Consider the following 19,487-nt stretch of genomic DNA (forward strand, 5'->3'; position numbering starts at 1 on the left):
CCGTCCCCGCCGCCACCCGCGCCGCCCGAGCCTCCGGCGGCAGGCAGGAGCGCCGGCGAGCCCGCCCGGTGATCAGCGCGCCGGGCCCCGTGTCACAGCGGCGGGTCGACGCGGGCGAGGGCACGCACCACTCGCGGGGCGAAACGCGACAGGAACCGCGCCGCATGCGCCTCGGCGGTCACCGGCACGACGGCCTGATCGCGGACGATCCCCCGCATGATCGCCCGGGCGACCTTCTCCGGCGGATACCTCCGCAGCCTGTACAGCTTCGCCACCCGCTCCCTGCGGCGCCGACGCTCCTCCTCGCCGAGGCCCACGAACCGCGCCGTCCCCGTTATCCCGGTGTCCACCGGGCCCGGACAGACCGCCGTGACCCCGATCCCCTCGCCCGCGAGCTCCGCGCGGAGGCATTCGCTCAGCATCAGCACCGCCGCCTTGGAGGTCCCGTACGCGGGGAGCAGCCTCGTCGGCTGGAACGCCGCGGCGGAGGCGGTGTTGACGATGTGCCCGCCCTGGCCCCGCTCCGCCATCTGCTTGCCGAACAGGCGGCAGCCGTGGATGACGCCCCACAGATTGGCGTCCAGGATCCGCTTCCACTCCTCCACGCCGGTCTCGAGGAACACGCCGGAGACGCCGACCCCGGCGTTGTTGACCAGGACGTCGACGGTTCCGATCTCTGACGCGACCCTGGCGGCGAGCCGCTCCATGGCCTCCTGGTCGCCCACGTCCACCGCCTCGGCCCACGTCTGCGGTGCACCCGCGCGGCGGGCCGTCTCCGCCGTGTTCACGGCGCTGTCCCCGTCGATGTCGACGCACACGACGCGGGCGCCCGCCGCCCCGAACGCGACGGCGGTGGCCCTGCCGATGCCGCTGCCGGCGCCCGTCACCAGCACGAGCTGCCCGCCGAACCGCTCGGCGAGAGCGCCGCTGCCGGGTGCCTTCCCGGCGCCGGCACCCCCGCCCGCGCCTTCGTCTCCGTGCCTCGCGTCCCGGGGCGCCTCACGGTCTGCCGTGACGGCCCCGGCCTCCTCCCGACCGGTCACGAATTCGGTGATCCACCAGGCGAGCCGGTCGGGCCTGGTGCGGGGTATCCAGTGCCCCGCGTCCAGCGTGCGGCGCGTGACGTCCGGCGCCCAGAGGGCCACCTCGTCGTAGAGGCGGGGACTGAGGAAGACGTCCCGCAGCGGGACGATCAGCTGCACCGGCGCGTGCGCGCGGCAGTCCGGCCGGGGACTGCGCAGCTTCCGGCCCACGTTGTCCCGGTAGAGCCAGGCACCGTGCGCCGCGTCGCGCGGCAGCGACTGCGTGGGGTAGCCGTCCGCCGGGACCTTCTCGACGCGGCGCAGATACCTCGGCCAGTACGCGGACAGGGGCCCCCGCCAGGCCAGTTCCGGCAGCACCGGGGTGTGCAGCGCGCCCACGTACCACGAGCGGACGCCCTGGTTCAGGGCCTGCGCCAGCCGCACCGGCGTCGGGCGCCGCACCCGCCTCCGGAACCAGTGCCCGAAGTGGTCGAGCGACGGGCCCGACATGGAGGTGAAGGAGGCGATACGGCCCCGGGTCTCCTCGGCGGAGACGAACTCCCAGCCCTGCACGGAGCCCCAGTCGTGCCCGACGAGGTGGACCGGCCGGCCGGGGGAGACCTCGGCCGCCACGGCGAGGAAGTCCCGCGTCAGCTTCTCCAGCGTGAAGCCGCCGCGCAGCGGCCGCGGCGCGGAGGAGCGGCCGCAGCCCCGCACGTCGTACAGCACGACGTGGAAGCGTCCGGCCAGCCGGCCGGCGACCTTCGACCAGACCTCCTTGCTGTCCGGATAGCCGTGCAGCAGCACCACGGTGGGCCGCTCCGCCTCGCCCAGCTCGGCGACGCACAGCTCCACGCCCTCCGGCGTACGGACCCAGCGCTCCCGGGCGCCCTCCAGAAGGGCTCCGCCCGCCGCGTTCCGCCCCGCGCCCGCGTCCGCGCGCTCGCCCACAGCCCCCACCGTCCCCGCGATCAGGGGCCGGCGAGGCGCCGGCCCGCGTACTCGGCACGGTCAATGGGATCAATGCGGCAGGAAGCCGTCAACAGCGGGCCCGATCCTGTGGATACCGTCGGTAACGCGTCTTTGTCCTTCTTGTCTACGCCCCTTAAGGGAGGCGTCCGCCTCCGGTATCAGTCGAATCCAGCCCTCAGGAGGGACGTCGGAAGCGGCACTCAGGCCCTAGCGTCATGAGGGTGACTGTGATCGCTATCGAAAGCCTGACCAAGCGGTACCCAAGGGTGACCGCCCTGGACCGGCTGACCGTGGGCATCACACCGGGTGTAACCGGCCTGGTGGGCGCCAACGGGGCCGGTAAATCGACCCTCATCAAGATCCTTCTGGGGCTCGCCCCCGCCACGGAGGGCGGCGCGACCGTCCTCGGCCTGGACGTGGCACGCGAGGGATCCGCAATCCGCGAACGCGTCGGATACATGCCCGAGCACGACTGCCTTCCGCCCGACGTCTCGGCCACCGAGTTCGTCGTCCACATGGCCCGCATGTCCGGGCTGCCGACGACCTCCGCCCGGGAACGCACGGCCGACACCCTGCGCCACGTCGGACTGTACGAGGAGCGCTACCGCCCCATGGGCGGCTACTCGACGGGCATGAAGCAGCGCGTCAAACTCGCCCAGGCCCTCGTGCACGACCCGCAGCTCGTCCTGCTCGACGAGCCCACCAACGGCCTCGACCCCGTCGGCCGTGACGAGATGCTCGCGCTCATCCGCCGCGTCCACACCGACTTCGGCATATCCGTGCTCGTCACCTCGCACCTGCTGGGCGAGCTGGAGCGGACCTGCGACCACGTCGTCGTCATCGACGGCGGCAAGCTGCTCCGCGCCTCCAGCACGGCCGACTTCACGAAGAGCACGCCGTCCCTCGCGGTGGAGGTCACCGACACCGACACCCACCCGGACGGAACCGAGGCGCTGCGCGCCGCGCTCGTCGCCGCCGGCCTGTCCGCGCAGGCGCCCGGAGCGGCGGGCGCACCCGGGGCCGGGCACCTGCTGATGGTCGACGCCACCGACGAGAGCGCCTACGACACCGTCCGCGACACCGTGACCGAACTGGGCCTCGGCCTGGTCCGGATGGAACAGCGCAGGCACCGCATCTCCGAGGTCTTCGACTCGCAGCAGCCGCTCACCGCGTCCGGCGCGGAGCCCGCACGGCCCGACGCCGCCCGTCCGCTCCAGACGCAGAAGGGAGGCGGCGGCGATGTCGCCTGAGCCTCAAGCCCCCCGGTCCGCACCGGAGTCCGGGACCGCGCCCGGCCCTTCGGCACTGACGAAGCAGGCCCCCGGAGCCGGGGCGCGCGGTGAGAACGTCATCCACAACATCGGCTACCGCAACTACGACGGGCCGAGGCTGGGCAGGAGCTACGCCCGCGCCTCGCTGTTCGAGCAGTCGCTCCGCGGCGCGTACGGACTGGGCCGTTCGGCCAAGTCCAAGGTGCTGCCGATGATCCTCTTCGCCGTGATGTGCGTACCGGCCGCGATCGTCGTCGCGGTCACGGTCTTCACCAAGGCGAAGGAGATGCCGGTCGAGTACAGCTCCTACGTCATCCAGATGCAGCCCGTCATCGGCATCTACATCGCGGCGATGGCGCCACAGGCCGTCTCGCTCGACCTGCGCTTCCGCGTGGTGCCGCTCTACTTCTCCCGGCCCATCCGGCGGGGCGACTACGTCGCGGCCAAGTACGCCGCTCTGTCGGCTGCGATCTTCGTCTTCACCGCGACGTCCGTGGTGATCCTCTACGTCGGGGCGCTGCTGGCGAAGCTCGACTTCGGCGACCAGACGAAGGACTTCGCGCTGGGCCTCGTCTGCTGCCTGGTCTTCTCCGTGCTGCACGCCGGCATCGGCCTGGCCGCGGCGGCGGCCACCCCGCGGCGGGGCTTCGGCGTCGCCGCGATCATCGCCGTCCTGACGATCCCGTACATGCTCATCAGCGCCCTGCAGGCCATCGTCTCCACGCAGGGCGAGACCTCGGCCGTCGGCTGGCTCGGTCTCGGCTCGCCCGGGTCGCTGATCGACGGGCTGCAGAGCAAACTCCTCGGCGGCCGGAACGCCTTCCCGCTGGGCGTGGAGCTGACGAACGCGCAGGCGTCCGCCTACGTCGCGCTCATCGCCCTGCTCATCGCCGGTACGTACGCCCTGCTGCTGCGCCGCTACCGGAAGGCCGGGCTGTGACCGAACACCTCGCCCGGGCTCACCCGGTCACCGCCGGGCGGCGCCGGCGCCCCCGTCCCACCGCCACCCTCCGAAGGAGTGGGCCGCGCTCATGAGCACTCTCCACATCGACCGCACGTCCCGCTGGTTCGGGAACGTCGTCGCCGTCAACGACATCACGATGGACATCACCCCCGGCGTCACCGGCCTCCTCGGCCCCAACGGCGCGGGCAAGTCCACGCTCATCAACATGCTGGGCGGCTTCCTGCCGCCCTCCACCGGCAGCGTCACGCTCGACTCCACGCCGATCTGGCGCAACCAGGAGGCGTACAAGGAGATCGGGCTCGTCCCCGAGCGGGAGGGGATGTACGACTTCCTCACCGGCTGGGACTTCGTGCTCGCCAACGCCGAGCTGCACAGGCTCCCCGACCCGGCGGCGGCCGCCCGCAAGGCCCTCGCGACCGTCGAGATGGAGCAGGCGCAGGACCGGAAGATCGCCACATACAGCAAGGGCATGCGCCAGCGCGTGAAGATGGCGTCCGCCCTCGTGCACGATCCGTCGGTGCTGCTGCTCGACGAACCGTTCAACGGCATGGACCCCCGGCAGCGCATGCAGCTGATGGAGCTGCTGCGCCGCATGGGCGACGAGGGCCGCACGGTGCTGTTCTCCTCGCACATCCTGGAGGAGGTCGAGCAGCTCGCCTCCCACATCGAGGTCGTCGTCGCCGGACGGCACGCCGCCAGCGGCGACTTCCGCAAGATCCGCCGCCTGATGACGGACCGCCCGCACCGCTACCTCGTCCGCTCCAGCGACGACCGGCTGCTGGCGTCGGCACTCATCGCCGACGCCTCCACCGCGGGCATCGAACTCGACTACAGCGAGAAGGCGCTGCGGATCCAGGCCGTCGACTTCGGGCGGTTCACCGAGGTCCTCCCCCGGCTCGCACGCGAGCACGGCATCCGGCTCTACACGGTCTCGCCCTCGGACGAGTCCCTGGAGAGCGTCTTCTCGTACCTCGTAGCGGCCTGAAGGGAGCCTTCACGATGTACAACCAGACAGTCGCAAGGCTCACCTACAAGGCCCTCCTCGGCAGGCGCCGTGCGCTGATCCTCTTCGCGCTGCCGCTGCTGCTCCTCATCGTGGCCGGTACCGTACGGGCGACGACCGGCATGGACGACGAGGTGACGCGTGAACTGCTCGGCGGTTTCGCGATGGCCACGATGGTGCCGCTCATCGGCGTGGTGGCCGGCACGGGCGCGATAGGCCCCGAGATCGACGACGGCTCGGTGGTGTACCTGCTGGCCAAGCCGCTGCGGCGGTCCAGCATCATCTTCACGAAGCTGCTCGTCGCCATAGCGGTGACGGTCGTCTTCTCGGCCGTTCCGACCCTCCTGGCCGGCTACCTCCTCAACGGCAACAGCCAGCAGATCGCGGTCGCCTACGCGGTGGCCGCCGCGGTCGCGTCCGTCGCCTACAGCGCGCTGTTCCTGCTGCTGGGGACGGTCTCCCGGCACGCCGTCGTGATCGGACTGGTCTACGCCCTGATCTGGGAGGCCCTGTTCGGCAGCATGGTCTCGGGCGCGCGGGAGCTGTCCGTGCAGCAGTGGGCCCTGTCGCTGGCGCAGAAGGTCGCCGGCAGCGGAGCGGGGATCACGTCGGACGTCGGACTGACGACGGGCCTGACGCTGCTGCTGGTGGCCACCGTGGGCGGCACCTGGTACGCGAGCCGCAGGCTGCGCACCCTCACCCTCGCAGGGGAGGAGTGACCGCGCAGCGGCCCCCGGCGTGAGGAGTGCCCGGGCTACGGTCACCCGTGACCGTAGCCCGGGCACTCCCGTCCGTGCGCCCCGGGGTGCCGCACCGTCGTTTCGTACGGCTGCCGGGTTGCTCTGCCGCCGGGCCGTACCGCCCCGCCCCGTGCTACTGCCCGGCAGATGAGACCCGGGTCCGCGTGCCCGCGGACCCGACTAACGTGTCCGTATGTCACCAGCGAGCCGCTACACCTACCTCGGTCCGGAAGGCACTTTCACCGAGGCCGCCCTGCGCACCCTGCCCGAAGCCGCCACGCGGGAACTGGTGCCGATGGTCTCGGTGCCCGCGGCGCTGGACGCCGTGCGCAACGGCGAGGCCGCGGCAGCGCTCGTACCGATCGAGAACTCGGTCGAGGGCGGCGTGACGGCGACGCTCGACGAGCTGGCGAGCGGCCGGCCGCTGATGATCTACCGCGAGGTGCTGCTGCCCATCGCCTTCGCGCTGCTGGTGCGTCCCGGCACGTCCATCGAGAGCGTCAAGACGGTCACGGGGCACCCGGTCGCGCAGCCGCAGGTCCGGCAGTGGATGGCGAAGCACCTCCCGGACGCGCTGTGGGAGTCCGCCGCGTCCAACGCGGACGGTGCGCGGCTCGTACAGGAGGGCCGGTACGACGCGGCGTTCGCCGGCGAGTTCGCCGCTGCCACGTACGGCCTGGACCCGCTGGTGACGGACATCCACGACGCGGACAACGCGGCGACGCGTTTCGTGCTGGTGGGGCGCCCCGCCAGGCCGGCGGCGGCGACGGGCGCGGACAAGACCTCCGTCGTCTTCTGGCTGCGCGACGACCACCCGGGCGCGCTGCTGGAGGTGCTGCAGGAGTTCGCGTCGCGCGGCGTGAACATGATGCGCATCGAGTCCCGGCCGACCGGCGAGGGCATCGGCCGCTACTGCTTCTCGGTCGACTGCGAGGGGCACCTTCAGCAGCGCCGCGTGGGCGACGTGCTGATGGGCCTGAAGCGGGCGTGCGAGAAGGTGCGCTATCTCGGCTCGTATCCGCGTGCGGACGGCGGCCGTGCCACAGAGCGTCCCGGCACGACCGACACGGAGTTCGTCGAGGCCGCCGACTGGCTCACTCGCTGCCTGGACGGGCGGGGCTGAGGCCGCTTTCCACGGCGTCTGTGCAGCCCACAGAGTTATCCACAGGCTGTTGCGCCGCCTGTGCACAACACGGACAGCGGAAACGGACACTATCGACAAAGCGCCATGGAGACCCCATAGGCATCCACAGTGCATCTGGTCCGCATCCATCCCTTTTCGTCACTTCAATTACGCTGCTGCACTCTTTGGTGTGAGTCCAACCCGCTCGAATGAGTGCTTATTGAGGGTTTGCAACGGAATTTCCGCTGCCTCAGCGATTCCGTCGGAACTGTCGACTCCAATTTCCACAGGCGCCGCCCATGCCCTGTGGAAAAGGTCGCGGAAGACCGCTGAAGCTGTGGATAAGTCTGCCGCGTCTCCCGGCTCCAGTGCCACGACGGCCCTCCTCAACTGCCTCTGACGCGGGTGGACATGGGCCCGGCCGCCTCGACCCGGGGCGCGTCCGGCCCGGGTCGGTCACCCCGCGGGGAGGGCCCGGGAAGCGCTCCTGACATCGCATTTTGACAAAAAGGACAATTTAGGCAAGAAAGCCCTGCGGGAATGCTGTCGAGGCACTGTGGTCCCCCCGGTACCCTGGCGGGGTGATTGACCTTCGACTGCTCCGTGAGGACCCCGACCGAGTCCGCGCATCACAGCGCGCCCGTGGAGAGGACGTCGGCCTCGTCGACGAACTGCTCTCCGCCGACGAACGCCGAAGGTCGTCCAGCGTCCGCTTCGACTCGCTGCGTTCCGAGCAGAAGCAGCTCGGGAAGCTGATCCCCAAGGCCCAGGGCGACGAGAAGGCCGAGCTGCTGGCGAAGGCCGGCGAGCTCTCGGCGGCCGTGAAGGCCGCCGACGCCGAACAGCACGAGGCCGCGGAGGAGACGCAGCGGCTCCTGCGCGGCCTCGGCAACCTGGTCCACCCCGACGTCCCCGTCGGCGGCGAGGAGGACTTCACCGTCCGCGAGACGATCGGGGAACCCCGCGACTTCGCCGCGGAGGGCTTCGAGCCCAAGGACCACCTGGAGCTGGGCCAGCTCCTCGGCGCCATCGACGTGGAGCGCGGCGCCAAGGTCTCCGGCGCGCGCTTCTACTACCTCACCGGCGTGGGCGCGCTGCTCGAACTCGCCCTCGTCAACGCCGCGATCGCCCAGGCCACCGAGGCGGGCTTCACGCCCATGCTCACCCCCGCCCTGGTCAAGCCGCAGGCCATGGAGGGCACCGGCTTCCTGGGGCAGGCGGCGCAGGACGTCTACCAGCTGGAGAAGGACGAGCTCTACCTCGTGGGCACGTCCGAGGTCGCCCTCGCCGGCTACCACATGGACGAGATCATCGACGCCTCGCAGCTGCCGCTGCGGTACGCGGCGTTCTCGCCCTGCTTCCGGCGCGAGGCGGGCTCGTACGGCAAGGACACCCGCGGCATCTTCCGGGTGCACCAGTTCGACAAGGTCGAGATGTTCTCGTACGTGACGCCGGAGGACTCCGAGGCGGAGCACCTGCGTCTGCTGGAGTGGGAGAAGCAGTGGCTCACTGCTCTGGGCCTGCCCTTCCAGGTGATCGACGTCGCTACGGGTGACCTGGGCTCCTCGGCGGCCCGGAAGTACGACTGCGAGGCGTGGATCCCCACCCAGGGCAAGTACCGCGAGCTGACGTCGACTTCGGACTGCACCGAGTTCCAGGCCCGCCGCCTCTCCATCCGGATGCGCGACGGCAAGCAGGTGCGGCCGCTGGCGACGCTCAACGGCACGCTGTGCGCGGTGCCCCGCACGATCATCGCGCTGCTGGAGAACCATCAGCAGGCGGACGGCTCGGTCCGGGTTCCGGCGCTGCTCCAGCCCTACCTGGGCGGGCGCGAGATCCTCGAACCGGTGGGCAAGTGAGCCCTGAGTCCGGTCCCGGACCCGTTCCCGGGTCCACGCCGGGGCGGGAGCCCGCTCCCGTCCCCTACCGGCTGATCGCCACGGACCTCGACGGCACGCTGCTCCGCTCCGACCAGACCGTCTCCCCGCGTACGCGCGACGCGCTGACCTCGGCCGCGGCCCGCGGCGCCGCGCACATCGTGGTCACGGGCCGCGCCGTGCCGTGGACGAAGCACATCCTCGACGACCTCGGATACGACGGCCTGGCCGTGTGCGGACAGGGCGCGCAGGTCTACGACGCGGGGGCGCACCGGCTGCTGACGTCCATGACGCTGGACCGTCAGCTCGCTCAGGTCGCGCTGGCCAAGATCGAGGCTGAGACGGGCCCGCTCGCGGTGGCGGCGTCACGCGACGGCCTCGACGGCGAAGTGGTCGTGGGCCCGGGGTTCCGGGTGCTCGAAGGGCCGCTCCCCGTGGTGAAGTGCACCGATCCCGGAGAGCTGTGGGCGGAGCCGCTCAGCAAGCTGTACCTGCAGCACCCCGTGCTCCGCGACGACGAACTGGCGGAGGCGGCCCGAACCGCCGCCGGGGGCCTGGTGAGCATCACCATGTCCGGCGAGGACATCGTCGAACTGCTGCCCCTGGGGCTGAGCAAGGCCAAGGGCCTGTCGATGGCGGCACGGCGGCTCGGCGTCTCCGCGCAGGAGACGATCGCCTTCGGCGACATGCCCAACGACATCCCCATGTTGGGCTGGGCCTCCAGAGGCGTGGCCATGGCCAACGCCCACCCGGAACTTCACGCGGCGGCCGACGAGGTCACGCTCTCCAACGACGCCGACGGCATCGCCGTGGTACTGGAGCGACTCTTCGCCGTGTAGGCGGCGCGGTTCGTGCAGCGCAGCCCTCTGCCGCCCCTGCTGCCGTACGGATTTGCGAAGCACGGACATCGGCTCGAAAAGAGCCGTGACCATACGAAGATCCGTTCGTTGCATCTGGTGCGCGGAGGCGACCGGAGTGCGTGGCGACGAGAGTCCGTGAAGTGGTGGTGGCCGGTTGAGGGCGAGGCCCTTGCCGGTAGTGCAGTACGTGGCAGACATGAGCTGATCTCCGCTCCTGGCTCCTGGATACGGACACCTGACGGCCCCAGGTGATCGGGCCCCGATCGTCATGTCCGTACGAGCCCCGGGAGGGGTCACTTCGTGTACACCGAATCCGTGTTGCTGGAGTCGCAGGCTGCGCGCTCCGGCATGAGCCACAGGATCGAAGTCCTCGACAAGGTGAAGGCGCTGGCGCTGTCCGCCGACGGCGTGCACGCGACGACGAGGGACGTCGCCGAGTACTTCGAGGTGGGTGAGCAGGCTGTGCATAACTTGCTGCGCCGCCACCGGGAAGAGCTCGAGAGGAACGGTCTGCGGGTACTGCAGGGCCCTGAGCTGCAGGAATATCTAACACTCAAGTTGAGTGTTACATCCGAAGCAGCCAAGAGTTATCCACAGCGAAGGCCGCATCTGGCCGTCTACACCCGCCGCACCGTCCTCAACGTCGCGATGCTGCTGCGGGACAGCGACGTCGCCCGACGCGTGCGGGCGTACCTTCTCGACGTCGAGGGGCGACGCCGCACCGGGCCGGGCGTTGTGGCGTCCCCGGCTGAGCCGGCGCCCGGGGACGCCTCTCTCGAACGCCGGGTGACGAACCTGGAGTGCGCCGTCTCGGACGTGGGGTCCGTCCTCCGCGAGCTCGGTCCCGTGATCGCCCGTATCTCGTCGAGGCTGGAGCGCGTCGATCACCGGCTGCTGCAGATGGAGCGGCGGCAGGTCAACACCGAACGTGTGGTGTCGGCGATGAGCCGCCGTCTCGCCGACATGGGGGAGGACATGCGCGCTATGCGTGTGGACGTCAATCGTCTGGCGCGCGACTGCGCGAGGAGGCACCGGCGGGACCGCTGATCGCAGCGCGCCGCTCTCCCCGTCAGCGCGATGGTGAGAGCGGCGCGTCCCCGTCCGTCGCGTAGAGAGCGGTCACGGCGGAGGCGGCGCGGGCGAGTTCGGCTCGCGCCGCCTCCGGTTCGAGGACCACGACGTCCGGGCCGAACTGCAGCAGTTGGCGGACGGCGCGGAGCACCGGGTACGCCAGGTGGACCGTCACCCAGACGTGTTCCGGGTCGATGTCCGCGGCCTCGCCGCCGGGCCCCGCCCCGGATCCGCCGTCGTCGCCCTCCGCGCGGAGCATGAAGGGCCCGACGATGCGGCGGAACATCTCCAGGCGGGACTGCCGCACCTTCGCCCTGACCGGGACGTCCGGTGCCCAGTTCTCGACCTGGCGGCGCAACTCCTCCCAGGCGTCGCCCAGTTCGATGCCCGTCCTGCGCTGCACGGGCGCCTCGGTCACCTGGGCCCGCTGGACGCGGTCCGCGCGGAAGAGCCGGGGCCGTCCTCTGCGGTCGGCGACGAGGTACCAGGTGCCGGCCTTCGCGACGAGGCCGTACGGGTCGACGGTGTACCGGTGGGAGCGCGTCTCCCCGCCGTGCCGGTAGACGATGCGCAGGCGCCGGTCGGTGAAGACGGCCGTGGTGAGGACGTCCAGGTCGACTGCGGTCCGCTGCCCGCCCAGCCAGCGTTCGGGGTCGACGAGGATGCGCCGGCTGGTGAGTTCCGCCGCGGGCCTGTGCGGCGCCGGGAGTGCGGCCATCACCTTGCGCAGGGCCGATCCGAGTGCGCCGTCGAGGCCGAGGGCCGAGTGCGTGCCCTGTGCGGTGAGGACGAACAGCGCCCGCGCCTCGTCGGCGGTGAGCCCCGTGACGTCCGTGCGGAACCCGGGCAGCAGGGAGATGCCTCCGTGTCTGCCCCGTTCCGCGTACACGGGGACGCCGGCCGCGGAGAGGGAGTCGACGTCGCGGTAGATGGTGCGGGTGGAGACCTCGAGCCGGGTGGCCAGCTCGTCGGCGGACACGCGTGCGCGGGTCTGGAGCAGCAGCAGGATCGAGAGCAGTCGGTCCGACTTCACGTCTTCCACAGTGCCGGAAAACTTGACGGTACGTGTCAGGAAAACCGGGGAAGCTCAGCACATCCGCAGGCGGGACAGACGCCTCGGAACGACTCGCATCACCGTGAACCGTCACACGAACGGAGAGACCCTGTGAACTCCACCTCCCCGGCCCAGGGCGGGGGCCCGGCTGCGGACCCCCGCCCCGTCTTCGAACGGGCCGCGCGCCAGATGGCCTCGCTGTTCGAGGCGGTACGTCCCGCGCAGCTGGCCGATCCGACGCCCTGCCCGGGCTTCGACGTCGGGGCCCTGCTGAGCCACGTCGTCGGCGGCACGCTGCGCATCGCGCAGGTGGGAGAGGGCGGCGGACCCGGGGAGGTCGATCCGGACGCGGAGGTGGACTCCGGGGTGTCGGGTGTCGCGGACGACGCCTGGCCTGCGGCGTACGAGCGGGCCCGCGAACGCTTCCGCGCGGCGTGGGCGGATGACGCGAAGCTCGATGCCGTGGTGACCGTCCCGTGGGGGACGATGCCCGGCCGGTTCGCGCTCGCGGGCAGCGTGATGGAGGTCGTCACCCACGCGTGGGACCTGGCGCAGGCGCTGGGCAGGCGCGCGGAGCTCGACGCGGGTCTGGCGGAGTTCGCCCTCGCGGTGGCGGAGCGTGCGGTGCCGGCGGAGACGCGCGGCGGGGAGGTCCCTTTCGGTCCGCCGGTGCCGGCACCCGAGGGGGCGGACGCGTACGACGAGCTGGCGGCGTGGCTCGGCCGCAGTTGGACGCCTGCCGGTTCCGCAGGCGGATCGCATGGCTGACCGGGCGGCTGCACGGAGGGTGCCCTTCCCGGCGGACGAGGTCCGCGGCCGGGTCCTGCTGCCGGACGACGGCGCCTGGAGCGGGGAGTGTTCCGGCTTCCAGGCGGGTTACCGGCACCGTCCTGACGTGGTCGTGACCGCTGCCGACGCTGACGACGTGCGTACAGCGGTACGGCACGCGGCCGCACACGAACTGCCGTTCGCCGTGCAGGCCACCGGCCACGGGCTCGGAAGGGCGCTGGACGGCGGGGTGCTGGTGAGCACGCGCCGGATGGCGCACGTCCAGGTGGACGCCGCCGCCCGCACCGCGCGGGTCGGGGCCGGGGCACGCTGGGGTGATGTGGTCGAGGAGGCCGCTCGGTCGGGACTGGCGCCGCTGAGCGGGTCGGGGCCGGGCGTCGGCGCCGTCTCGTACACCCTCAACGGCGGAGTGGGGCTGCTCGCCCGGGAGTTCGGATACGCGGCGGATCACGTGCGCAGCCTCGATGTCGTCACCTCGGACGGCCGGCTCCGGCACGTCGCCCCGGACAGCGAGCCGGACCTGTTCTGGGCGCTGCGCGGCGGCGGTGGCCGGGGAGGGTTCGGCGTGGTGACGGAGCTGGAGATCGGCTTGGTGCCCGTCGAGCGGTTCTACGGCGGTCAGCTGATCTTCGACGGCGCGCTGGCCGGGGACGTGGTCGAGGCGTGGCGTGCGTGGACGGCGACCGTTCCCGAGGAGCTGACGTCGTCGGTGACGATGCTCGACTACCCCGACGTTCCCGCGCTGCCGGAGGGTCTCCGCGGGCGGTACGCGGCGCAGGTGCAGATCGCGTACAACGGCGGCCGGGCGGAGGGTGAACGCCTCGTCGAGCCGCTCCGCGCGGTCGGTCCACGACTGGGGGAGACGTTGCGGACGATGCCGTACACGGAGTCGGCCGGTGTCTACAACGAGCCCGACATGCCCCACGGCTACCAGGGCGCCAACGTCCTGCTGGGCGGCGAGTTGCCTGATCAGGGCGTGCTGGGCTCCGTACTGGAGCTGACGGGGCCGCGTGCTCCCGCGATGACGGTGCTCAGCCTGCGGCACATGGGCGGCGCGCTCGGCCGGGAACCGGAGGTGCCCGGCGCGGTGGGACACAGGGAGGCCGGGTATCTGATGGTGCTCCTGTCGGTGACGGAGGACGCCGCTTCTCCCGAAGCCGACGCGATGCACGAGCGGGTGTTCGAACTGGTGGAGCCCTGGACGGTCGGTGCGAGCAGCAACTTCCTGTACGGACGGGCGTCCCGGGCCGTTGCGGGCGGGGGTCCTGACGCGCACGGTTCCGAGCAGCGGCGGCGTCTGAGGGGGCTCAAAGCGCTGGTCGATCCGGTGAACCTCTTCGGAAGCGTCTGATTCCGACGGCGGAGGAGGGTGACCTGCGGGCGCCAACGCGCTGCTCTGTTCCGGGACTTCGCTCCGACGGCGCGCGGCGCGCGGGGAGAGACGACCGGCGGGTCAGCCGTCTTCGGCGGACCCGCCGGTCACCGTCGCTCACCGCCCCGTTCCGGGCGCCTCCCGCGGGGAGAGCCGGCCCGGCCGCCGGTCAGCGGCGCCCTTTCAGCCGGGCGCCGCGGGCGGGTCATCCCTCCAGCAGCCGCTGCCCCACGTATTCGCCCTTCGCGGGACCGCCCGGCACCGCGAACAGCCCGCTGGCCTCGTGCCGGATGAAGCGGGAGAGGGCGTCCCCGCGGTCGAGCTTGCGCTGTACCGGTACGAAACCGCGCTGCGGGTCCGCCTGCCAGGCGATGAAGAGCAGCCCGGCGTCCGGCGCACCGTCGTCGCGGAAACCGTCGTGGTACGAGAAGGGCCGCCGCAGCATGGCCGCGCCGCCGTTGGTCTCCGGTGCGGAGACCCGTACGTGGGCGTCGGCCGCGATGGAGAGGGAGCCGTCCGAGCTGAGCTTCTCGAGGTCGGGTCCCGTCTCCTCGCTGCCGCCGCTGAGGGGGACGCCGTCGGACTTGCGCCGCCCGATGACCTTCTCCTGCTCGGCGAGCGACTTCCCGTCCCAGTCGTCGAGGAGCATCCGGATGCGGCGCACGACCGCGTAGGAACCGCCCGCCATCCACTCCGGGGACGCGGCGCCCGGCTTCGCGCCCGAACCGGGGACGAAGACCCGCTCGTCGAAGTCGGACTCGGACGGCTTGGGATTCCGGGTGCCGTCGATCTGCCCCATGAGGTTCCGTGTCGTCATCGGACGGGGTGTGGCGCCGGGGGTGCGGTTGAAGCCGTTCATCTGCCAGCGCACGCGCGCCGTGCCCTCGGCGAGGCGCTGCATCTCGCGCAGGGCGTCGAAGGCGACGAGTCCGTCGTCGGCTCCGATCTGCACCCACAGGTCGCCTTCCGAACGGCCCTTCTCCAGGGCGTCGTTGGAGAAGTCCGGGAGGGGCGTCAGCTCCGCGGGCCGCTGCTTCTCGAGCTTGGCGCGGGAGAAGAAGCTGCGTCCGAAGCCGAAGGTCACGGTGAGCGAGCAGGGGCCGGCGTCCAGCGCGATGCCGGTGTTGCGCGAGGGGGACTCGCCCTCCATCAGTTGCCGCGCCGTCGCCGACCAGCGGCGCAGAAGAGCCGCGGCCTGCTTGCGTCCGGCGCCGGAGACGAGGTCGAAGGCGATCAGGTGCCCGAACGCCTGCACGGGTGTCACGATGCCGGCCTGGTGCTTTCCGTAGAAGGCCACCCGGGTCGAGCCGAGGCTGGTGAGGGGGGTGGGGGCCTTCGGTGCCTGCTGTGCCGTCGCCTGTGCGACGGCGCCGCCTGTCGCTCCGAGCGCGATGCCGGCGGCGCCTGCGGCTCCGACCTGGCTGACGAGGCGGCGGCGTGAGATGCGCTGTGGTTCGTGGTCGTGCTGGGTCATGGGAGTCCTAGCGAGTTCCGGGGGCGACGGTTCTCAGCCGCACGGCCACATGTACCTCTGCGCAGGCGCGAGTTCCCGTGCGCGCCCGGATGTGGGGGTGTGCGGTTGGGATGGTTCTGCACATCTTCGCGTTCATCGGTGCGTTCTCATCGGATCTTCGTTTCGGGTGGGTCGCTGGGGGCGAGGGCGTCCGGTGCGGCGGCCGGCCGGCAGTACGGCGGCCGATCCGGGCGGGCCGGGGCGTCAGTCGATCTGCACGGTTACCGTCTCCGTGACCTGGTCGATGTCGGACGTGCGGATGGTCAGCGCGACCTTCCAGCGGCCGGCGAGCGGCACCTGTACGACCTCCGAACGCCAGCGGTCCTCCGCGGAGTTGATCGTCTCGAACGGCACCGCGATCGGCCCGAGGTCCTGGAGGGGGAGCCGGAGCGCGGCCTTCACCTCCGAGACCTCCAGCGGCTTGCCTCCGGGGCCCTTCGTGACCACTCGCAGCGAGTTGCCGCCCGCCTGGCCGGGAGTGATCCACAGTTCCGCCGTGCCCTTGCCGTCCGGCCCGCCGGTGTCGAAGGGGATCTTCTCCTTCACCGGGCCGAGGCGCTTCTGCGCCGCTTCTGCGGCCGCGGCGCTCCCCGCCCGGGCAAGCTCCTCCGTGCGGCCGGGTTCGGTGCTGGTCAGTCCGGTCGTCACGGCCAGCAGCACGACGGCGACGCCGGTCTCGACGAGCACGGAGCGGCGCAGCGCGCCGCGCTCCGGGTCCGCCTCCCGCGACTTCTTCCTGAGGGCGCTCTCGACCGCCGCGCGCTGCCGGGCGAGCTGGGCGGCGCGTACGGGTCCGGTGCCGGTTGCGGCGGTGGAGCCGCCGCTCTTCGCTGCCCCGTCGGCGCCCTTTCCGCCGGTGCCTGTCCCGCCGACGTCGGCTCCGTCCGCTTCCGCCCCGCCGGCGCCCGCAGTGACGGCGGCCGCCCCGACGGGTTCCGCATCGCGTACGCCGGTCTCGGGGTCTTCCGCGCGACCGGCGTCCGTGCGGTCGGCGTCTTCCGTGCGAGGGGCGTCCTCCGCGGGTGCGGGGTCCGCGGCGCTGGTCTCGTCAGCCGTGTCCGGGTTGGACTCGGGCGTCTCACCGAGGCGCCCCACCCAGTGACGCGAGGCCCGGGCGGCGGCCACCAGCACGATGATCAGGGCGATCTTGGCGAGCAGCAGCTTTCCGTACGGCGTGCCCGTGAGCGCACTGACCGACCCGAGCTGACGCCACGACTGGTACACGCCCGTCGCCACCAGCGTCAGCACGCTGTCGAACGCGATCTGCGAGAAGCGCCGCGCGGTGGCCCGGGAGGGCCGCGGACCCCAGTGCAGGCACGTGAGCAGGGCCGCGAGCCCGCCCAGCCACGCCGCCACCGCGAGCATGTGCACGATGTCGACGGGCATGGCCACCGCCGTCTGGAGCCCTGCGGAGGCGTGTTCGGACATGGCCCACGTCGCGGCCAGTCCCACCGACACGACGCCGCCCCCCAGGCACAGCCCGAGGGTGACGTCGCGGCTCGGCCCGCCGGCGGCGCCGCTCCCTTCGGCCGCCGCCGCGTCCGGCTCCGGCGTCCCGTCCGTCGCGCTCGCGTCCGCATCCGCCGCCCCGCCGTTCTCCGAGCCGCCGGTCCCGGTCCCGGTCCCGCCGTTCTCGGTCCCGTCGGTGCCTGCCCCGTCCGTGCGACCCCGCCCGGACGGGCCGAAGAGCACGGCGATGATCACCGCGGAGGTGCCGAGCAGCAGCAGGCGTGCGGCGAGTGCCGCCCCGGGTTTCGTGCCGAAGACGGCCTTCAGCCCGTCCAGGTCGAAGACCTCGCTCAACGCCCCTGTGTTCACGTAGGAGTTGCGCAGCAGGAGCATCAGCAGCGTGGCGGCCGTGAGCGTCATCCAGCCGGTCACCACGAGCCGCTGCAGGCGGCGCACCGACGCAGCCCGGGGCCTGCACGCGATCACGAAGGCAGCGCCGCCGACGAGCAGGATGAAGCCCGCGTAGGCCGCGTACCGTCCCGTCTGGTAGATCGCGTCGATCAGCCGCGTCTCAGAGTCCCCGCCGCTGCCCCCGACGTCCGCCTTCGTCGCGGACGGCGCCCCCACGGAGAAGGTGAAGGCTCCGGCGACGGGATGGCTGTCGGCGGAGACGGCCCGCCACGCGACGGTGTAAGTGCCCTTCGGCAGATCGGACTTGAGACTCACGGCCCGTTCGACGTCGCTGCCCCCGACGGCGCGGACGTTGTTCTTGTCGACGCGTTTGCCGTCCGGCCCGAGCACTCTGATCGCGCCGTCGGACGCCGACACCTCCTCGGACCAGGTCACGCGGACCTCCCGTGGCGCGCTGTCCACCACCGACCCTTCCGTGGGGCTGCTGCCGGTCTGGACCGCGTGGGCCGAAGCGGGAGCGGCGCTGCCCAGTACGGCCGTCAGCGCGCACAGGACGGCGCACAGAGCCATCGACAGGGGACGCAGCAGCGGGCTGAGCGCCATGAGCGGCGTACGCGCCGAGGCCCGGGTGGTGAACAGCACGGGTCAGTCCCTCATTTCTCCGGCACGTGGTTCGTCGCCTTGACCGGCATCGAGACCTTGACGGGGTCGGACTTCTCGAAGTGGAGCGTCACAGGCACCTTCTCGCCCTTCGCCGGCTTCCGCTCCGGATTGAGGAACATGATGTGGTTTCCGCCGCGGCTCAGCCGCAGCTCCCCGTTGGCCGGCACGGACAGCGACTTCACACGCTGCATCTGCTGGTCGACCGTCTCGTGCAGCTGCGCCTCTTCGAACGCGCTGCTCTCGACGGACGTCAGCCTGTCCGCTGTGGCGCCGTCGTTCTTCACGACGAGGAAGCCCCCCGCCATGTCGGACGTCACGGGCTCGGGCAGGTACGCGCCCTCGACGGTGAGGCGCGGCGCCGAATCCGCGCCCTCTCCCTTGCCCTCGCCTTCGGAGCCGGATCCGCCGGATCCGCATGCGGACAGCACGAGCAGCCCGGCGGCTGCCCCCGCCAGCGCGGCGGTGCGCAGAGTGCGCCCCGTGCGGCGGTCGGTGCGGCGGCCCGGGGCCGGGCCGGTGGCGGCGCTCACGGGTTCTCCCCCTTGATGATCTTGGGGAGTTCCTTCTCCAGGATCTGCGGCGACGTGTTGCCCTCCGTGTAGAGGACGTGCGCCTTGTCGTCCTTCGGGGAGAAGGCCAGCAACTGCGCCCCGTGCGTGGAGACGACGTCGCCGTTCTTCTTCTTGTAGGCCGGCTCGATGCTGATGCCGGCCGTCCTCGCTCCCGCCTGGATGGTGTCGAAGTCGCCGGTCAGTCCCACGAAGGAGGGGTCCTGGCCGCGCAGCCAGCTGCCGAGCTCCTTCGGGTTGTCGCGCTCCGGGTCGGAGGTGACGAAGACGACCTTCAGCTTCTTCTTCTCCTCGGCGGTCAGCTTCGACCTGGCGACGGCGATGTTGCTCATCGTGAGCGGGCAGACGTCCGGGCAGTGCGTGTAGCCGAAGTACAGCAGCACCGGCTTGCCCTCGGTCTCGTCGATCAGGTCGTACTCCTCGCCCTTGGTGTCGGTGAGGGTGAGGTCGGGCTTCTCGAAGGGCTTGTCGAGGACGGTCCCGCCCTTCTTCTGCGGTTCGGCGGAGGCGACGGCGGTGCCGTCGTCGCCTGCACCCTTGCCGCTCGCACCGGAGTCCCCGCCGCACGCGGAGAGAGCGAGTGCGGCGGTCGCGGCGAGCGCGACCGCGGAGAGGGTTCTTGTCTTACGCATGAGGCACTTGCCTTCTGACTTCCTGTTCGTCCTGTTGCCGGCGGCGGGCCCGGCGGCCCCCGCCGTTGACTGGTCGTGACTGGTGTTCGGTGCCCCCGGCCCAAGCGCGGTCTTCGCGGCGCCCGGGCCGGG

At 71.7% G+C, this 19,487-nt stretch carries 16 protein-coding genes; 10 read left to right on the forward strand and 6 right to left on the reverse strand.

The window, feature by feature from the left end:
- Positions 1-92: 92 nt before the first annotated feature.
- Entirely contained in the window at positions 93-1,973 is a 1,881-nt protein-coding gene (locus IEY56_RS12870) for an SDR family oxidoreductase (RefSeq protein ID WP_189037278.1), read from the reverse strand.
- A gap of 236 nt (positions 1,974-2,209) precedes the next feature.
- Between IEY56_RS12870 and IEY56_RS12875 the strand changes: the two genes are divergently transcribed.
- The 8 genes from IEY56_RS12875 to IEY56_RS12910 all read left to right on the forward strand — a co-directional run bounded on the left by IEY56_RS12875 (position 2,210) and on the right by IEY56_RS12910 (position 10,879).
- A complete protein-coding gene (locus IEY56_RS12875; protein ID WP_189037279.1) occupies positions 2,210-3,244 on the forward strand; it encodes an ABC transporter ATP-binding protein in 1,035 nt (344 codons plus the stop codon).
- Positions 3,234-4,205: an ABC transporter permease subunit gene (locus tag IEY56_RS12880; RefSeq protein WP_189037280.1), complete on the forward strand. Its 972-nt coding sequence runs from the start codon at positions 3,234-3,236 to the stop codon at positions 4,203-4,205. The genes IEY56_RS12875 and IEY56_RS12880 overlap by 11 nt, the downstream gene beginning before the upstream one ends.
- 91 nt (positions 4,206-4,296) lie before the next feature.
- Positions 4,297-5,214, forward strand: a complete 918-nt coding sequence (locus tag IEY56_RS12885; protein ID WP_189037281.1) for an ABC transporter ATP-binding protein — start codon at positions 4,297-4,299, stop codon at positions 5,212-5,214.
- 14 nt (positions 5,215-5,228) lie between these two features.
- Positions 5,229-5,951: an ABC transporter permease subunit gene (locus IEY56_RS12890; protein WP_189037282.1), complete on the forward strand. Its 723-nt coding sequence runs from the start codon at positions 5,229-5,231 to the stop codon at positions 5,949-5,951.
- Positions 5,952-6,165: 214 nt separating this feature from the next.
- A complete protein-coding gene (gene pheA / locus IEY56_RS12895) occupies positions 6,166-7,095 on the forward strand; it encodes a prephenate dehydratase (RefSeq protein ID WP_189037283.1) in 930 nt (309 codons plus the stop codon).
- Positions 7,096-7,676: 581 nt separating this feature from the next.
- Complete coding sequence (gene serS / locus IEY56_RS12900) at positions 7,677-8,954, forward strand: serine--tRNA ligase (protein ID WP_189037284.1); 1,278 nt, start codon at positions 7,677-7,679, stop codon at positions 8,952-8,954.
- The gene (locus IEY56_RS12905; protein WP_189037285.1) at positions 8,951-9,811 is read left to right on the forward strand and encodes an HAD family hydrolase; all 861 of its coding nucleotides are present in this window, start codon (positions 8,951-8,953) and stop codon (positions 9,809-9,811) included. Before serS ends, IEY56_RS12905 begins: the two co-directional genes overlap by 4 nt.
- A 321-nt stretch (positions 9,812-10,132) precedes the next feature.
- Positions 10,133-10,879 carry a hypothetical protein gene (locus IEY56_RS12910; RefSeq protein WP_189037286.1) on the forward strand — a complete coding sequence of 249 codons (747 nt, stop codon included), beginning with the start codon at positions 10,133-10,135 and terminating at the stop codon, positions 10,877-10,879.
- 22 nt (positions 10,880-10,901) lie between these two features.
- Here the strand turns inward: IEY56_RS12910 and IEY56_RS12915 are convergent, their stop codons facing one another.
- The gene (locus IEY56_RS12915) at positions 10,902-11,936 is read right to left on the reverse strand and encodes a helix-turn-helix transcriptional regulator (RefSeq protein ID WP_189037287.1); all 1,035 of its coding nucleotides are present in this window, start codon (positions 11,934-11,936) and stop codon (positions 10,902-10,904) included.
- A gap of 132 nt (positions 11,937-12,068) precedes the next feature.
- Between IEY56_RS12915 and IEY56_RS12920 the strand changes: the two genes are divergently transcribed.
- Positions 12,069-12,725 carry a TIGR03086 family metal-binding protein gene (locus IEY56_RS12920; RefSeq protein WP_268241327.1) on the forward strand — a complete coding sequence of 219 codons (657 nt, stop codon included), beginning with the start codon at positions 12,069-12,071 and terminating at the stop codon, positions 12,723-12,725.
- The gene (locus IEY56_RS12925) at positions 12,718-14,097 is read left to right on the forward strand and encodes an FAD-binding oxidoreductase (protein ID WP_189037288.1); all 1,380 of its coding nucleotides are present in this window, start codon (positions 12,718-12,720) and stop codon (positions 14,095-14,097) included. The genes IEY56_RS12920 and IEY56_RS12925 overlap by 8 nt, the downstream gene beginning before the upstream one ends.
- Before the next feature lie 226 nt (positions 14,098-14,323).
- On the opposite strand, the gene efeB is transcribed toward IEY56_RS12925, so the two are convergent.
- From efeB to IEY56_RS12945, 4 genes are all read right to left on the reverse strand, one after another.
- A complete protein-coding gene (gene efeB, locus IEY56_RS12930; RefSeq protein ID WP_189037289.1) occupies positions 14,324-15,592 on the reverse strand; it encodes an iron uptake transporter deferrochelatase/peroxidase subunit in 1,269 nt (422 codons plus the stop codon).
- Between the two features lie 243 nt (positions 15,593-15,835).
- Positions 15,836-18,133: a copper resistance CopC/CopD family protein gene (locus tag IEY56_RS12935; RefSeq protein WP_229711833.1), complete on the reverse strand. Its 2,298-nt coding sequence runs from the start codon at positions 18,131-18,133 to the stop codon at positions 15,836-15,838.
- An 11-nt stretch (positions 18,134-18,144) separates the two neighbouring features.
- Complete coding sequence (locus tag IEY56_RS28430; protein ID WP_373292076.1) at positions 18,145-18,624, reverse strand: copper chaperone PCu(A)C; 480 nt, start codon at positions 18,622-18,624, stop codon at positions 18,145-18,147.
- A 56-nt stretch (positions 18,625-18,680) separates the two neighbouring features.
- Positions 18,681-19,355 carry an SCO family protein gene (locus IEY56_RS12945; RefSeq protein ID WP_189037290.1) on the reverse strand — a complete coding sequence of 225 codons (675 nt, stop codon included), beginning with the start codon at positions 19,353-19,355 and terminating at the stop codon, positions 18,681-18,683.
- Positions 19,356-19,487 lie beyond the last annotated feature (132 nt).

The organism is Streptomyces daqingensis, assembly GCF_014645895.1.
In the GTDB taxonomy this organism is placed as follows: Bacteria; Actinomycetota; Actinomycetes; order Streptomycetales; family Streptomycetaceae; genus Streptomyces; species Streptomyces daqingensis.

Coding starts and splice junctions, on each gene's coding strand:
- IEY56_RS12875 (WP_189037279.1), top strand. CDS start 2,210: ATGAGGGTGACTGTGATCGCTATCGAAAGCCTGACCAAGCGGTACCCA.
- IEY56_RS12880 (WP_189037280.1), top strand. CDS start 3,234: ATGTCGCCTGAGCCTCAAGCCCCCCGGTCCGCACCGGAGTCCGGGACC.
- IEY56_RS12885 (WP_189037281.1), top strand. CDS start 4,297: ATGAGCACTCTCCACATCGACCGCACGTCCCGCTGGTTCGGGAACGTC.
- IEY56_RS12890 (WP_189037282.1), top strand. CDS start 5,229: ATGTACAACCAGACAGTCGCAAGGCTCACCTACAAGGCCCTCCTCGGC.
- pheA (WP_189037283.1), top strand. CDS start 6,166: ATGTCACCAGCGAGCCGCTACACCTACCTCGGTCCGGAAGGCACTTTC.
- IEY56_RS12925 (WP_189037288.1), top strand. CDS start 12,718: ATGGCTGACCGGGCGGCTGCACGGAGGGTGCCCTTCCCGGCGGACGAG.
- efeB (WP_189037289.1), bottom strand. CDS start 15,592: ATGACCCAGCACGACCACGAACCACAGCGCATCTCACGCCGCCGCCTC.
- IEY56_RS12945 (WP_189037290.1), bottom strand. CDS start 19,355: ATGCGTAAGACAAGAACCCTCTCCGCGGTCGCGCTCGCCGCGACCGCC.